General features: G+C 70.4%; 14 protein-coding genes. 12 read left to right on the top strand and 2 right to left on the bottom strand.

What is annotated here, in order from left to right; genetic code table 11:
- Positions 1 to 3: 3 nt before the first annotated feature.
- From pdxS to relA, 11 genes are all read left to right on the top strand, one after another.
- Positions 4 to 909 (top strand): pyridoxal 5'-phosphate synthase lyase subunit PdxS, encoded by a 906-nt coding sequence (pdxS, locus tag AC4OXY_RS13330; protein ID WP_071378264.1) that lies wholly within the window; start codon positions 4 to 6, stop codon positions 907 to 909.
- Positions 910 to 922: 13 nt separating this feature from the next.
- The gene (pdxT, locus tag AC4OXY_RS13325) at positions 923 to 1528 is read left to right on the top strand and encodes a pyridoxal 5'-phosphate synthase glutaminase subunit PdxT (RefSeq protein WP_356022004.1); all 606 of its coding nucleotides are present in this window, start codon (positions 923 to 925) and stop codon (positions 1526 to 1528) included.
- A 48-nt stretch (positions 1529 to 1576) separates the two neighbouring features.
- Entirely contained in the window at positions 1577 to 2329 is a 753-nt protein-coding gene (locus AC4OXY_RS13320; protein ID WP_356022002.1) for a YebC/PmpR family DNA-binding transcriptional regulator, read from the top strand.
- A 147-nt stretch (positions 2330 to 2476) separates the two neighbouring features.
- A complete protein-coding gene (gene ruvC / locus AC4OXY_RS13315) occupies positions 2477 to 3076 on the top strand; it encodes a crossover junction endodeoxyribonuclease RuvC (RefSeq protein WP_356022000.1) in 600 nt (199 codons plus the stop codon).
- Entirely contained in the window at positions 3073 to 3678 is a 606-nt protein-coding gene (gene ruvA, locus AC4OXY_RS13310) for a Holliday junction branch migration protein RuvA (RefSeq protein ID WP_362822776.1), read from the top strand. The genes ruvC and ruvA overlap by 4 nt, the downstream gene beginning before the upstream one ends.
- Before the next feature lie 38 nt (positions 3679 to 3716).
- Complete coding sequence (ruvB, locus tag AC4OXY_RS13305; RefSeq protein WP_362822775.1) at positions 3717 to 4787, top strand: Holliday junction branch migration DNA helicase RuvB; 1071 nt, start codon at positions 3717 to 3719, stop codon at positions 4785 to 4787.
- A gap of 221 nt (positions 4788 to 5008) precedes the next feature.
- Complete coding sequence (gene yajC, locus AC4OXY_RS13300; RefSeq protein WP_356021994.1) at positions 5009 to 5512, top strand: preprotein translocase subunit YajC; 504 nt, start codon at positions 5009 to 5011, stop codon at positions 5510 to 5512.
- Between the two features lie 137 nt (positions 5513 to 5649).
- Positions 5650 to 7443, top strand: coding sequence for a protein translocase subunit SecD (gene secD / locus AC4OXY_RS13295; RefSeq protein ID WP_356021992.1), 1794 nt, complete (start codon positions 5650 to 5652; stop codon positions 7441 to 7443).
- Positions 7444 to 7446: 3 nt separating this feature from the next.
- The gene (gene secF / locus AC4OXY_RS13290; protein ID WP_356021990.1) at positions 7447 to 8556 is read left to right on the top strand and encodes a protein translocase subunit SecF; all 1110 of its coding nucleotides are present in this window, start codon (positions 7447 to 7449) and stop codon (positions 8554 to 8556) included.
- The gene (locus AC4OXY_RS13285; RefSeq protein WP_356021988.1) at positions 8553 to 9092 is read left to right on the top strand and encodes an adenine phosphoribosyltransferase; all 540 of its coding nucleotides are present in this window, start codon (positions 8553 to 8555) and stop codon (positions 9090 to 9092) included. The genes secF and AC4OXY_RS13285 overlap by 4 nt, the downstream gene beginning before the upstream one ends.
- Positions 9093 to 9365: 273 nt before the next feature.
- On the top strand, positions 9366 to 11903 hold the full coding sequence (relA, locus tag AC4OXY_RS13280; protein ID WP_491993969.1) for a GTP pyrophosphokinase: 2538 nt from the start codon (positions 9366 to 9368) through the stop codon (positions 11901 to 11903).
- Between the two features lie 101 nt (positions 11904 to 12004).
- On the opposite strand, the gene AC4OXY_RS13275 is transcribed toward relA, so the two are convergent.
- Positions 12005 to 13234: a DUF349 domain-containing protein gene (locus AC4OXY_RS13275; RefSeq protein WP_356021984.1), complete on the bottom strand. Its 1230-nt coding sequence runs from the start codon at positions 13232 to 13234 to the stop codon at positions 12005 to 12007.
- Between the two features lie 154 nt (positions 13235 to 13388).
- Entirely contained in the window at positions 13389 to 14216 is an 828-nt protein-coding gene (locus AC4OXY_RS13270; RefSeq protein WP_356021982.1) for a peptidylprolyl isomerase, read from the bottom strand.
- 211 nt (positions 14217 to 14427) lie between these two features.
- Here AC4OXY_RS13270 and AC4OXY_RS13265 point away from each other — a divergent pair, with 211 nt between their 5' ends.
- The gene (locus AC4OXY_RS13265; protein ID WP_356021980.1) at positions 14428 to 15141 is read left to right on the top strand and encodes an MBL fold metallo-hydrolase; all 714 of its coding nucleotides are present in this window, start codon (positions 14428 to 14430) and stop codon (positions 15139 to 15141) included.
- Position 15142: the final 1 nt, after the last annotated feature.

Genomic DNA, 15142 nt, shown 5'->3' with positions numbered 1-15142 from the left:
CCCGTGTCCACCACCGAGAACCAGGCTCCCGAGACCGGCACCGCGCGCGTGAAGCGCGGCATGGCCGAGCAGCTCAAGGGCGGCGTGATCATGGACGTCGTCACGCCGGAGCAGGCGAAGATCGCCGAGGACGCGGGCGCGGTCGCGGTCATGGCCCTGGAGCGGGTCCCGGCCGACATCCGCAAGGACGGCGGCGTGGCCCGCATGTCCGACCCGGACATGATCGAGGGCATCATCGACGCCGTCTCCATCCCGGTCATGGCCAAGTCCCGCATCGGCCACTTCGTCGAGGCCCAGGTCCTCCAGTCCCTCGGTGTCGACTACATCGACGAGTCCGAGGTCCTCACCCCGGCCGACGAGGTCAACCACTCCGACAAGTGGGCCTTCACCACCCCGTTCGTCTGTGGTGCCACCAACCTGGGCGAGGCCCTGCGCCGCATCGCCGAGGGCGCCGCGATGATCCGCTCCAAGGGCGAGGCCGGCACCGGCAACGTCGTCGAGGCCGTTCGCCACCTGCGCCAGATCAAGGGCGAGATCGCCAAGCTGCGCGGTTGCGACAACAACGAGATCTACGCCGCCGCCAAGGAGCTGCGCGCCCCGTTCGAGCTGGTCAAGGAGGTCGCCGAGCTCGGCAAGCTCCCGGTGGTCCTCTTCTCCGCCGGCGGCGTGGCCACCCCGGCCGACGCGGCCCTGATGCGCCAGCTCGGCGCCGAGGGCGTCTTCGTCGGCTCCGGCATCTTCAAGTCCGGCGACCCGGCCAAGCGTGCCGCCGCCATCGTGAAGGCCACGACCTTCTACGACGACCCGAAGATCATCGCGGACGCCTCCCGCAACCTCGGCGAGGCCATGGTCGGCATCAACTGCGACACCCTCCCCGAGGCCGAGCGCTACGCGAACCGCGGCTGGTAAGGCACCGACACCCATGAACACCCCCGTCATAGGCGTCCTGGCCCTCCAGGGCGACGTACGGGAGCACCTCATCGCCCTGGCCGCGGCGGACGCCGTGGCCAGGCCGGTGCGGCGCCCCGAGGAACTCGCCGAGGTCGACGCCCTCGTGCTGCCCGGCGGCGAGTCCACCACCATCTCCAAGCTGGCCGTCCTCTTCGGAGTGATGGAGCCCCTTCGCGCGCGCGTGCGGGACGGCATGCCCGTCTACGGCACCTGCGCGGGCATGATCATGCTGGCCGACAAGATCCTCGACCCGCGCTCGGGCCAGGAGACCATCGGCGGCATCGACATGATCGTGCGCCGCAACGCCTTCGGCCGCCAGAACGAGTCCTTCGAGGCCGCGGTCGACGTGCGGGGCGTCGCGGGCGATCCTGTGGAGGGTGTCTTCATCCGCGCCCCCTGGGTGGAGTCGGTGGGCGCCGGTGCCGAGGTGCTCGCCGAGCACGACGGCCACATCGTCGCCGTCCGCCAGGGCAACGTGCTCGCCACGTCGTTCCACCCGGAACTGACCGGCGACCACCGCGTGCACTCCCTGTTCGTGGACATGGTGCGCGCGAACCGCACGGCCGAGTCCTTGTAGGATCTCTGGCGTTCGTTATGTAGAGGGTTACGCGAAGGAGACAGGCAGATGTCCGGCCACTCTAAATGGGCTACGACGAAGCACAAGAAGGCCGTGATCGACGCCAAGCGCGGCAAGCTCTTCGCGAAGCTGATCAAGAACATCGAGGTCGCCGCGCGCATGGGCGGGGTCGACCTCGACGGCAACCCGACGCTCTACGACGCCGTCCAGAAGGCGAAAAAGCAGTCGGTCCCGAACAAGAACATCGACTCCGCGATCAAGCGCGGTGGCGGTCTTGAGGCCGGCGGTGCCGACTACGAGACGATCATGTACGAGGGCTACGGGCCGAACGGCGTCGCGGTGCTCATCGAGTGCCTCACCGACAACCGCAACCGCGCCGCGTCCGACGTCCGCGTCGCCATGACCCGCAACGGCGGCAACATGGCCGACCCGGGCTCGGTGTCGTACCTGTTCAACCGCAAGGGCGTCGTGATCGTCCCCAAGGGCGAGCTGTCCGAGGACGACGTGCTCGGCGCCGTCCTGGACGCGGGCGCCGAGGAGGTCAACGACCTCGGCGAGTCCTTCGAGGTGCTCAGCGAGGCCACCGACCTGGTCGCGGTCCGCACCGCCCTCCAGGACGCCGGGATCGACTACGACTCCGCCGAGGCCAACTTCGTCCCGACCATGCAGGTCGAGCTGGACGAGGACGGCGCCAAGAAGATCTTCAAGCTGATCGACGCGCTGGAGGACAGCGACGACGTGCAGAACGTCTTCGCCAACTTCGACGTCAGCGACGAGGTCATGGAGAAGGTCGACGCGTAAGCGCCGCCGCGGGCCGCACGGGCTTCGCAGGTTTCACGGGCCGACGGGACAACCCGTCGGCCCGTCGCCGTACCGGGCGCTGGTGCGGGGCGTTGTCAGTGGCAACCGATAGCCTGCACAAACAGGCGATCGACGGGAGGGGGCGCGGTGCGGGTACTGGGGGTGGACCCCGGACTGACGCGGTGCGGTGTCGGCGTCGTCGAGGGGGTCGCGGGCCGGCCGCTCACCATGCTCGGCGTCGGCGTCGTGCGGACCGCCGCGGACGCCGAGCTCAGTCACCGGCTGCTCGCCGTCGAAGAGGGCATAGAGCAGTGGCTGGACGAGTACCGGCCCGAGTTCGTCGCCGTCGAGCGCGTCTTCAGCCAGCACAACGTCCGCACCGTGATGGGCACCGCCCAGGCCAGCGCCGTGGCCATGCTGTGCGCCGCCCGCCGCGGCATCCCCGTCGCCCTGCACACCCCGAGCGAGGTCAAGGCGGCCGTCACCGGCAGCGGTCGGGCCGACAAGGCGCAGGTCGGAGCCATGGTCACCCGGCTGCTCCGGCTCGCCGCGCCGCCCAAGCCCGCCGACGCCGCCGACGCCCTCGCGCTCGCCATCTGCCACATCTGGCGCGCCCCCGCCCAGAACCGGCTCCAACAGGCCGTCGCCCGCCACTCCCTCCACGCAACAAGAGCTCAGGCAACAAACGCTCCGGCAACAAACGCTCCGGCAGCGAAAGCCCAGGCAACGAAAGGCCGAACGGCATGATCGCCTTCGTCAGCGGCACGGTCGCCGCGCTCGCCCCCGACGCCGCGGTCGTCGAGGTCGGCGGCGTCGGCATGGCCGTCCAGTGCACGCCGAACACCCTGTCCACGCTCCGCACGGGCCAGCCCGCCAAGCTGCACACCTCCCTGGTGGTCCGCGAGGACTCGCTGACCCTGTACGGCTTCGCCGCCGACGACGAGCGCCAGGTCTTCGAGCTGCTCCAGACCGCGAGCGGCGTCGGCCCGCGCCTGGCCCAGGCGATGCTCGCCGTGCACACCCCGGACGCGCTGCGCCGTGCCGTGGCCACCGGTGACGAGAGGGCCCTGACCGCCGTTCCCGGCATCGGCAAGAAGGGCGCGCAGAAGCTGCTGCTGGAGCTGAAGGACCGGCTCGGCGAGCCGGTCGGCGCCCCCGTGGTCGGCGCGCCGGTCACCCAGGGCTGGCGCGACCAGCTGCACGCGGCCCTGATCGGCCTCGGCTACGCCACCCGCGAGGCCGACGAGGCCGTCGCCGCCGTGGCCCCGCAGGCCGAGGCCGCGGGCGGGCCCCCGCAGGTCGGTCTGCTGCTGAAGTCCGCCCTCCAGACCCTGAACCGCGCCCGCTGACCCGCGACGCTGACCCACGACGATCGAGGCACACGGATATGAACTGGGACGACACCACCGACACCCCCGCCGCCGAGCGGCTCGTCGGTGCGTCCGCCGACGGGGAGGACCAGGCCGTCGAGGCCGCCCTGCGCCCGAAGGACCTCGGCGAGTTCATCGGCCAGGAGAAGGTCCGCGAACAGCTCGACCTCGTGCTGCGCGCCGCACGCGCGCGCGGAGCCACCGCCGACCACGTGCTGCTCTCCGGCGCGCCCGGCCTCGGCAAGACCACGCTGTCGATGATCATCGCGGCCGAGATGGGCGCCCCCATCCGCATCACCTCGGGTCCCGCCATCCAGCACGCCGGCGACCTCGCGGCGATCCTCTCCTCCCTCCAGGAGGGCGAGGTCCTCTTCCTCGACGAGATCCACCGCATGTCCCGGCCCGCCGAGGAGATGCTGTACATGGCGATGGAGGACTTCCGCGTCGACGTCATCGTCGGCAAGGGCCCCGGCGCCACCGCCATCCCGCTCGAACTGCCCCCGTTCACCCTGGTCGGCGCCACCACGCGCGCGGGCCTGCTGCCGCCCCCGCTGCGCGACCGCTTCGGTTTCACCGCGCACATGGAGTTCTACGAGCCGCACGAGCTGGAGCGCGTCGTGCACCGCTCGGCCGGCCTGCTCGACGTGGAGATCGAGCCGGACGGCGCCGCCGAGGTCGCCGGGCGCTCCCGCGGCACGCCCCGTATCGCCAATCGCCTGCTGCGCCGCGTCCGCGACTACGCCCAGGTCAAGGCGGACGGCCTGATCACCCGCGAGATCGCCGGGGCCGCCCTCGCCGTGTACGAGGTCGACGCGCGCGGCCTCGACCGGCTGGACCGCGCCGTGCTCGAAGCCCTGCTGAAGCTGTTCGGCGGCGGCCCGGTCGGTCTGTCCACGCTCGCGGTCGCGGTGGGGGAGGAGCGGGAGACCGTCGAAGAGGTCGCCGAACCGTTCCTCGTCCGGGAGGGCCTGCTCGCCCGCACTCCGCGGGGCCGGGTCGCCACGCCTGCCGCCTGGGCGCACCTCGGCCTGACCCCGCCGCGCGGGTCGGCCGGGGGAAGCGGACAACGGGACCTGTTCGGGTCCTGACGGCCCGGTGACGGCGCCGCCGGGGCGCCGGGGGAGCTGTGACCACGCGGTGACGGCGAGCGCATTGTGGCCGGAGCAGGAACCCAGGTGCCATGCTGAGCGTTGTTCCATGCACGCGGACTCGCTTAGACTCCGCCGATGCCGCCCTTGTGGGCGGCGCCGACCACACCCCCGTCAACAGGCCGCTGTCCGTCGCGGTCGCGCGAAGGAAATTCCGTCCCGTGAATGCCTTTACCCTTCTCCCCTTCATCGTGCTCATCGCGGCCATGTTCCTGATGACACGTTCGGCCAAGAAGAAGCAGCAGCAGGCCGCCAGCATGCGGAACGAGATGCAGCCCGGCTCCGGTGTCCGCACGATCGGGGGGATGTACGCGACGGTCAAGGAGGTCCAGGAGGACGCGGTCCTCCTCGACGCCGGTCCCGGTGTCGAGCTCCTCTTCGCCAAGAACGCGATCGGCGCCGTCCTCACCGACGACGAGTACAACCGCATCGTCCACGGCATCGAGCACGACCTGAAGTCCGACGCCGACATCGTCCCGGACGACGCGTCCTCCCTCACCGAGACCGACGAGGCCGACTCGCCCGCTGCCGCCGCCTCCGACGACAAGGCCGTCGACCTCGGTAAGAAGGACGTTGCCGAGGACGGCACCGACGCGGCGGAGGCCGCCGAGGCCAAGGCCGACGACGAGCCGAAGAAGACCGACGGCGACTCCGACGCGAAGTAGTCACGCCCCGGTGGTGCGCCACGCGGCATAATCACGCCGCGCACCACCGGGCGCGTCTGTTTCACGGGAGCCCGACACCATGTCATGGCCGACCGCGCCGACCGGGCGCGGGGCGGCCCGAGAGGGAGTACGAGAAGGTGGCAGCACCTAAGAGGGGCCGGAGCGCGAGCGCCCAGAGCAAGCCAGGGCGCTCGCTGGCCCTCATCCTGATCGCCATCGTGGCGCTCACCGGAGGCATGTTCCTCTCCGGGCACACCACTCCGCGTCTCGGCATCGACCTCGCCGGTGGTACGAGCATCACGCTCAAGGCGAAGGCCGACCAGGGGTCCGCGATCAACAAGGCCAACATGGACACCGCGGTCGACATCATGAACCGCCGCGTCAACGGCCTCGGCGTCTCCGAAGCGGAGGTGCAGACCCAGGGGAACGACAACATCATCGTCAACATCCCCAAGGGCACCAACTCCAAGGAGGCCCAGCAGCAGGTCGGCACCACGGCCAAGCTGTACTTCCGGCCGGTCCTGGCCAGCGAGCCCAGCGCCGCCACCGCGAGCCCCTCGCCGAGCGCCTCCTCCAGCGGCGGCTCCTCGCCGAAGCCGGGCGCGAGCACCCACCCCTCCGCGGGCTCCTCGTCCAAGCAGAAGGCCTCCTCCGGCTCCTCCGCGTCCCCGACGTCCTCCGCGACCTCCCAGGGCCGCGCCGTCACCGACGCGCTGAAGGCCGGCTCCACTCCCTCGCCGAGCACGTCCGCCTCCGGCAGCCCCAAGGCGTCGGCCACTCCCTCGGCCTCAGCGAGCGGTGCCGCCGCGGACGCCGCCAAGCTCCAGGCCCAGTACGCGGCGCTGAACTGCACCAAGCCCGCGGACCGCGCCAACGCCGGCAAGAACGTCAAGCCCGGTGACTCCACCGTGGCCTGCGGCCAGATCCGCGGCACCTGGTACAAGTACGTGCTCGGCCCGGTCGCCGTGGACGGCACCGAGGTGTCGAAGGCGCAGGCCGTGTTCGACACCCAGGGCGCCTCCGGCTGGCAGGTCCAGATGACCTTCACCTCCGGCGGTGCCAAGAAGTTCGCCGACGTCACCGGCACGCTGGCGAAGAACCAGTCCCCGCAGAACGAGTTCGCCATCGTGCTCGACGGCGACGTCGTCTCCAGCCCGTTCGTGCAGAACGCCATCACCGGCGGCCAGGCGGAGATCTCCGGCAGCTTCACCCAGCAGGAGGCCCAGAGCCTCTCCAACATGCTGTCGTACGGCGCCCTGCCGCTGTCGTTCCAGGAGCAGTCGGTCACGACCGTCACCGCCGCCCTCGGCGGTGAGCAGCTGCACGCCGGTCTGCTCGCCGGCGCGATCGGTCTCGCGCTGGTCGTGATCTATCTGGTGGTCTACTACCGCGGTCTGTCGCTCGTCGCGATGGCCTCGCTGCTGGTCTCCGGCATCCTGACCTACGTGATCATGTCGTTGCTGGGCCCGGCCATCGGCTTCGCGCTGAACCTGCCGGCCGTCTGCGGTGCCATCGTCGCCATCGGTATCACCGCCGACTCGTTCATCGTCTACTTCGAACGCATCCGGGACGAGATCCGCGAGGGCCGCTCGCTGCGCCCCGCCGTCGAGCGGGCCTGGCCGCGCGCCCGGCGCACCGTCCTCGTCTCCGACTTCGTGTCGTTCCTCGCCGCCGCCGTCCTGTTCATCGTCACCGTCGGCAAGGTGCAGGGCTTCGCGTTCACACTCGGCCTGACCACCGTGCTCGACGTCGTCGTCGTCTTCCTCTTCACGAAGCCGCTGATGACGCTCCTCGCCCGCCGCCCGTTCTTCTCGAACGGCCACAAGTGGTCCGGTCTCGACCCGAAGAGCCTGGGTGCCAAGGCGCCGCTGCGCCGCACCCGCCGTCCCGCCGGTCCCGCCGCCGGCCCTGTCGACCCGAAGGAGGCCTGAGCGATGTCGAAACTCGGCAACCTCGGCGCTCGACTGCACCGCGGCGAGATCTCGTACGACTTCGTCGGCAAGCGCAAGCTCTGGTACGGCGTCTCCATCCTGATCACCATCACGGCCATCCTCGGCCTGGCGGTGCGCGGGCTGAACATGGGCATCGAGTTCAAGGGCGGTGCGGTCTTCACCACGCCGACCGGGATGAGTGCCTCGGTCACCCAGGCGGAGACGTACGCCAAGGACGCCTCCGGTCATGAGGCGATCGTGCAGAAGCTCGGCAACGGCAGCCTGCGCATCCAGATCGCCGGCATCGACACCGGCCAGTCCGACAAGATCAAGCAGGACCTGGCCAAGGACCTGAACCTCAACCCGGAGAAGCTCGCCGCCGACCTGGTCGGTCCGAGCTGGGGCCAGCAGATCGCCGACAAGGCCTGGGAGGGCCTGGCGATCTTCATGGTGCTCGTCGTGATCTACCTGGCCATCGCCTTCGAGTGGCGCATGGCCGTCGCGGCCCTCGTCGCGCTGATCCACGACATCACCATCACGACCGGGATCTACGCCCTGGTCGGCTTCGAGGTCACGCCCGGTACGGTCATCGGTCTGCTCACCATCCTCGGTTACTCGCTCTACGACACGGTCGTCGTCTTCGACAGCCTCAAGGAGCAGACGAAGGACATCACCAAGCAGACGCGCTTCACCTACAGCGACATCGCCAACCAGTCGATCAACGGCACCCTGGTCCGCTCCATCAACACCACGGTCGTCGCCCTGCTGCCGGTCGCCGGCCTGCTGTTCATCGGCGGCGGCTTCCTCGGCGCGGGCACGCTGAACGACATCTCGCTGTCGCTGTTCGTCGGCCTCGCGGCCGGTGCCTACTCCTCGATCTTCATCGCCACGCCGCTCGTCGCCGACCTCAAGGAGCGCGAGCCCGCGATGAAGGCCCTCAGGAAGCGGGTCCTGGCCAAGCGCGCCCAGGCCGCCACCGAGGAGGACCTCGCGGCCGACCGGGCCACCGCGGTGGACGACGACGATGACACCGCCCCCGCCGTCGTGGGCCCCCGCAACCAGCCCGCGTCCCGCACCCGCGGCCGCGGCCGACCCTCCGGGAAGCGACGATGACCGACATTCAGGAGCTGCTGCTCAGCCGTATCCGCGACGTCGCCGACTACCCCGAGCCCGGCGTGATGTTCAAGGACATCACCCCGCTCCTCGCGGACCCGGCCGCCTTCACGGCGCTCACGGACGCGCTCGCCGAGATCGCGGCCAACACCGGCGCGACCAAGATCGTCGGCCTGGAGGCCCGGGGCTTCATCCTCGGTGCCCCGGTCGCCGTCCGCGCGGGCCTCGGCTTCGTCCCGGTCCGCAAGGCGGGCAAGCTGCCCGGCGCGACCCTGCGCCAGGCCTACGACCTGGAGTACGGCTCGGCCGAGATCGAGGTGCACGCCGAGGACCTGACCTCCGGCGACCGCGTCCTGATCGTGGACGACGTCCTCGCGACCGGTGGTACGGCCGAGGCCGCGATCCACCTCATCCAGCGCGCCGGCGCCCAGGTCTCGGGCCTGGCAGTCCTCATGGAGCTGGGCTTCCTCGACGCCCGCGCCCGCCTGGCACCGGCCCTCGCGGAGGCCCCGCTGGAGGCACTGCTCCAGGTCTGACAGCCCCTGCCTCGTTCGTCGTACGGCCGTCCCGGCACCGCTCCGGGGCGGCCGTACGCATGCGGCGGACACCCGCGACGACCGCTTCCCGGCCACCTTCCGCACGCCCCCGGCACACCCGCGATCCACCTCCCGGAATCCGGCGGCGGCCGCCGGTGTTTGCCTGGTAGACGGTCCTCTCGGCGGCCTGAAGGCGATGACCAGCCGCAGGATCGCTACCATGGGGTCTCCGGAGCCTGACCGGGGGACCCGGATCGCGCACGAGGAGCCCTCTTGCCAGACGAGGCCCAGCCACTGACCGCCGCCAAGCCCGAGCCCGCCTCGGCGCCCGCGGCCAAGCCCGCGCCGAACGCGTCCGACGCGAAGAACGACACCCGCGGGCCGATCGAGCACGCCCAGTCCGCGCCCGTCGAGAAGGCTGCCGAGGCCACCCGTCCCAAGCCGGCCCCGCCCGAGCGCCCGGTGCAGCCGCCCGTGGTGCGCCAGCCCGCCGTCCAGAGCGCGCGCACCGGCTCCTCCAACCGCGTCCGCGCCCGCCTGGCCCGCCTCGGCGTGCAGCGCGCCAACCCGTACAACCCGGTCCTGGAGCCGCTGCTGCGGATAGTGCGCAGCAACGACCCCAAGATCGAGAACGCCACGCTCCGCCAGATCGAGCGCGCCTACCAGGTCGCCGAGCGCTGGCACCGCGGCCAGAAGCGCAAGAGCGGCGACCCGTACATCACGCATCCCCTCGCCGTGACCACGATCCTCGCCGAGCTGGGCATGGACCCGGCCACGCTGATGGCCGGCCTGCTGCACGACACCGTCGAGGACACCGAGTACGGCCTGGAGGACCTGCGCCGCGACTTCGGCGACGTGGTCACGCTGCTCGTCGACGGCGTCACCAAGCTGGACAAGGTCAAGTTCGGCGAGGCCGCGCAGGCCGAGACCGTGCGCAAGATGGTCGTGGCGATGGCCAAGGACCCGCGCGTCCTGGTCATCAAGCTCGCCGACCGCCTGCACAACATGCGCACCATGCGCTACCTCAAGCGCGAGAAGCAGGAGAAGAAGGCGCGCGAGACGCTGGAGATCTACGCTCCGCTCGCCCACCGCCTCGGCATGAACACCATCAAGTGGGAGCTGGAGGACCTCGCGTTCGCGATCCTCTACCCCAAGATGTACGACGAGATCGTGCGTCTGGTGGCCGAGCGGGCGCCGAAGCGCGACGAATACCTCGCGATAGTGACCGACGAGGTCCAGGCCGACCTGCGCGCCGCCCGCATCAAGGCGACCGTCACCGGCCGTCCGAAGCACTACTACAGCGTCTACCAGAAGATGATCGTCCGCGGCCGTGACTTCGCGGAGATCTACGACCTGGTGGGCATCCGTGTCCTGGTCGACACGGTCCGCGACTGCTACGCGGCCCTCGGCACCGTGCACGCGCGATGGAACCCGGTCCCCGGCCGGTTCAAGGACTACATCGCGATGCCGAAGTTCAACATGTACCAGTCGCTGCACACGACGGTCATCGGACCCAACGGCAAGCCGGTCGAGCTGCAGATCCGCACCTTCGACATGCACCGCCGCGCCGAGTACGGCATCGCCGCGCACTGGAAGTACAAGCAGGAGGCCGTGGCCGGCGCCTCCAAGGTGCGCACCGACGTGCCCAAGGCCTCCGGCAAGGACAAGGACGCCATCAACGACATGGCGTGGCTGCGGCAGTTGCTCGACTGGCAGAAGGAGACCGAGGACCCGGGCGAGTTCCTGGAGTCCCTGCGCTTCGACCTGTCGCGCAACGAGGTCTTCGTCTTCACCCCCAAGGGCGACGTCATAGCGCTCCCGGCCGGGGCCACCCCGGTCGACTTCGCGTACGCCGTCCACACCGAGGTCGGCCACCGCACCATAGGAGCGCGGGTCAACGGCAGGCTCGTACCGCTCGAATCCACCCTGGACAACGGCGACTTGGTGGAGGTCTTCACCTCCAAGGCGCCCGGCGCCGGGCCGTCCCGGGACTGGCTGGGCTTCGTCAAGTCGCCCCGTGCCCGCAACAAGATCCGCGCCTGGTTCTCCAAGGAGCGCCGGGACGAGGCGATCGAGCAGGGCAAGGACGCGATCGTCCGGGCGATGCGCAAGCAGAACCTGCCGATCCAGCGCATCCTCACCGGCGACTCCCTCGTCACGCTCGCGCACGAGATGCGCTACTCCGACATCTCCGCGCTGTACGCGGCGATCGGCGAGGGACACGTCTCCGCGCAGAACATCGTGCAGAAGCTCGTCCAGGCCCTCGGCGGCGAGGAGGCGGCCACCGAGGAGATCGACGAGACGGTCCCGCCGTCCCGCAGCCGGGGCCGCAAGCGCCGCTCCAGCGCCGACCCGGGTGTCGTCGTCAAGGGCGTCGACGACGTGTGGGTCAAGCTGGCCCGCTGCTGCACGCCCGTGCCCGGCGACCCGATCATCGGCTTCGTCACGCGCGGCAGCGGCGTATCGGTTCACCGCAGCGACTGCGTCAACGTCGAGTCGCTCTCGCGCGAACCGGAGCGCATCCTCGACGTCGAGTGGGCGCCCACCCAGTCCTCGGTCTTCCTGGTCGCCATACAGGTCGAGGCGCTGGACCGCTCCCGGCTGCTGTCGGACGTCACACGCGTCCTGTCCGACCAGCACGTCAACATCCTCTCCGCGGCCGTCCAGACCTCCCGCGACCGGGTGGCCACCTCCCGGTTCACCTTCGAGATGGGCGACCCGAAGCACCTCGGCCATGTCCTGAAGGCCGTACGGGGCGTGGAGGGCGTGTACGACGTGTACCGCGTGACGTCGGGACGCAGCCGGTCGTAGCCGACAGGCCGTAGTCACACTCACGGACTCACGGACTCATGGACAGCTGAAAGGGCCCCGTACGCGCGTACGGGGCCCTTTCACGTAAGCAGCGGGGGGATTCAGCCGCCGAACTCCTGGAGGCCCTTCAGGGCCTGGTCCAGGAGCGCCTGGCGGCCCTCCAGCTCACGCTCCAGCTTGTCGGCCTTGGAGCCGTTGCCCTGGGCGCGGGCCTGCTCGATCTGCGCCTTCAGCTTGTCCACGGCGGCCTGGAGCTGACCGGTCAGACCCTCGGCACGCGCGCGTGCCTCCGGGTTGGTCCGGCGCCACTCGGTCTCCTCGGCGTCCTGGATCGCCCGCTCGACGGCGTGCATCCGGCCCTCGACCTTCGGCCGTGCGTCCCGCGGGACATGGCCGATGGCCTCCCAGCGCTCGTTGATCGAGCGGAACGCGGCCCGCACGGACTTCAGGTCGCCGATCGGCAGGAGCTTCTCGGCCTCCCCGGCCAGCTCCTCCTTCAGCTTCAGGTTCTCGGACTGCTCCGCGTCCCGCTCGGCGAACACCGAGCTGCGCGCGGCGAAGAAGACGTCCTGGGCGCCGCGGAAGCGGTTCCACAGGTCGTCCTCGTGCTCGCGCTGGGCGCGGCCCGCGGCCTTCCACTCCGCCATCAGCTCGCGGTAGCGGGCCGCCGTCGGACCCCAGTCCGTCGACCCCGACAGCGACTCGGCCTCGGCGACCAGCCGCTCCTTGATCTGGCGGGCCTCCTCGCGCTGCGCGTCCAGCTGCGCGAAGTGCGCCTTGCGCCGCTTGGAGAACGCCGACCGCGCGTGCGAGAAGCGGTGCCACAGCTCGTCGTCGGACTTGCGGTCCAGGCGCGGCAGACCCTTCCAGGTGTCCACCAGGGACCGCAGCCGCTCACCGGCGGCCCGCCACTGGTCGGACTGCGCCAGCTGCTCCGCCTCGACGACCAGGTCCTCCTTGGCCTTGCGGGCCTCGTCGGACTGCTTGGCCCGCTGCTGCTTGCGCTCCTCGCGGCGCGACTCGACGGTCTTCACGAGCTTGTCCAGCCGCTCGCGCAGGGCGGCCAGGTCGCCGACCGCGTGGTGCGCGTCCACCTGCTCGCGCAGGTGGTCGATCGCGGTCTGGGCGTCCTTCGCCGACAGGTCGGTGGTCTGCACTCGCTTCTCGAGGAGGCCGATCTCGACAACCAGGCCCTCGTACTTGCGCTCGAAGTAGGCAAGCGCCTCCTCAGGGGAGCCTGCCGCCCAGGAACCGACGACCTGCTCACCGTCGGCCGTACGCACGTACACGGTCCCCGTCTCGTCGACGCGGCCCCACGGGTCGCTGCTCACAGCGCCTCCTCCACATGATGCCTGGCGGGGGGTTTCGGGCCCCGGGCATCGTCCACAGTTTCGTCACGGCCAACATAGGCGACCGGCGGGCGGCCTGTCCGCATCCAGCGCGACCGAAATTCCGCAGCTGGCCGTCTTGGTCTTCAGGAATGTGTCAGGACTTCGACACCGTCGCCTTGTTGATCACAACGGTCGCGTTCGGCGCGGTGTTGCCCGAGGTCGGGTCGGCCGCCTGCGCGCCGGCCGCGGCGATCTTCTGCAGCACCTTCATGCCCGCGTCCGAGACGGTGCCGAAGGGCGTGTAGCTGGGCGGCAGCGGGCTGTCCTTGTAGACCAGGAAGAACTGGCTGCCGCCGGTGTGCTTCTGGCCGGTGTTGGCCATCGCCACCGTGCCCGCCGGGTACTTGTTGCCCTTCAGGCTGTTGTCCTTCAGGTTCTCGTCCGGGAGCGTGTAGCCCGGCCCGCCCATGCCGGTGCCCTGCGGGTCGCCGCACTGGAGCACGAAGATGCCGTCCGTCGTCAGACGGTGGCACTTGGTGTGGTCGAAGTAGCCCTGGCCCGCCAGGAAGTCGAACGAGTTCACCGTGTGCGGGGCCGCCGCCGTCTTCAGTGCGATGTCGATGTCACCGCACGTCGTCGCGAGCTTCATGCTGTAGTTCGCCGACGTGTCGATCGTCATCGCCGGCTCCTTCTTCCAGCTCAGCTTCTTCGCCGAGCCGGCCGCGGGCTTCGCGCACGGGTCCGGGGCCTTGCTGGTCGGCGTGGCGCTGGGCGTGACGCCGGCGGCGGTGTCCTTCTTGTCGTCGCCCTTCATCACGCCCGTCGTGTAGAGCGCGACGCTGCCGATCACGATCACGCCCAGTACCGACGCGATCACGGAGTTGCGCGTACGAGCCTTGCGGCGCGCCTGGGTGCGCCGCTGCTGCTGCCGCAAGAACTTCTCCCGGGCGAGCTGACGCCGCCGCTGCTCCTGGCTGACCACCGGGTTCTCTCCTCATGCGTGTCGTGTGTCGACCGGTACGCGTGCGGCTGTGTGCTTCTCGTGGGCCGACCGCCGCGTGTAGCCCCGTACGGTATATGGGTTCGCTGAGGAAACGGCAGCGCCGGTAGGCTCTGACTGCGGCTGACGCCGCCGGCGAGCCTTCCGCGAGCCGTCCGCAAGCCGTACCCCATCGACACAACGAAGGACGATCGTGCTCATTGCCGGGTTCCCCGCCGGGGCCTGGGGGACGAACTGTTACCTCGTCGCCCCCGCCCCCGGTGAGGAGTGCGTGATCATCGACCCGGGCCACCAGGCCGCCGAAGGCGTCGAGGAAGCACTGAAGAAGCATCGGCTCAAGCCCGTCGCCGTCGTCCTCACCCACGGCCACATCGATCACGTGGCCTCGGTCGTCCCGGTCTGCGGGGCCCACGACGTACCCGCCTGGATCCACCCCGAGGACCGGTTCATGATGAGCGACCCCGAGAAGGCGCTCGGGCGGTCGATCGGCATGCCGCTGATGGGCGAGCTGACCGTGGGGGAGCCGGACGACGTCCGCGAGCTGACCGACGGCACCAGCCTCGACCTGGCGGGAATGGAGTTCTCCGTCGCGCACGCGCCGGGCCATACCAAGGGGTCGGTGACCTTCCGGATGCCCGAGACCGCCGACATTCCGTCGGTGTTCTTCTCCGGGGATCTGCTGTTCGCCGGCTCCGTCGGACGCACCGACCTGCCGGGCGGATCCATGGCGGACATGGTCGAGTCGCTGGCCCGTGTGTGCCTGCCGCTCGACGACTCCACCGTGGTGCTGTCCGGCCACGGCCCCCAGACGACCATCGGCCAGGAGCGCGCCACCAACCCCTATCTGCGGCAGGTGGCGGTCGGCCAGGGAGCGGACGTGAACACCGCTCCCCGACGAGGAATGTGAC

Source organism: Streptomyces sp. HUAS MG56, from assembly GCF_058673395.1.
Note: the sequence above shows the minus strand (reverse complement) of the source record. Positions and strands in the feature narration are given on the sequence as shown.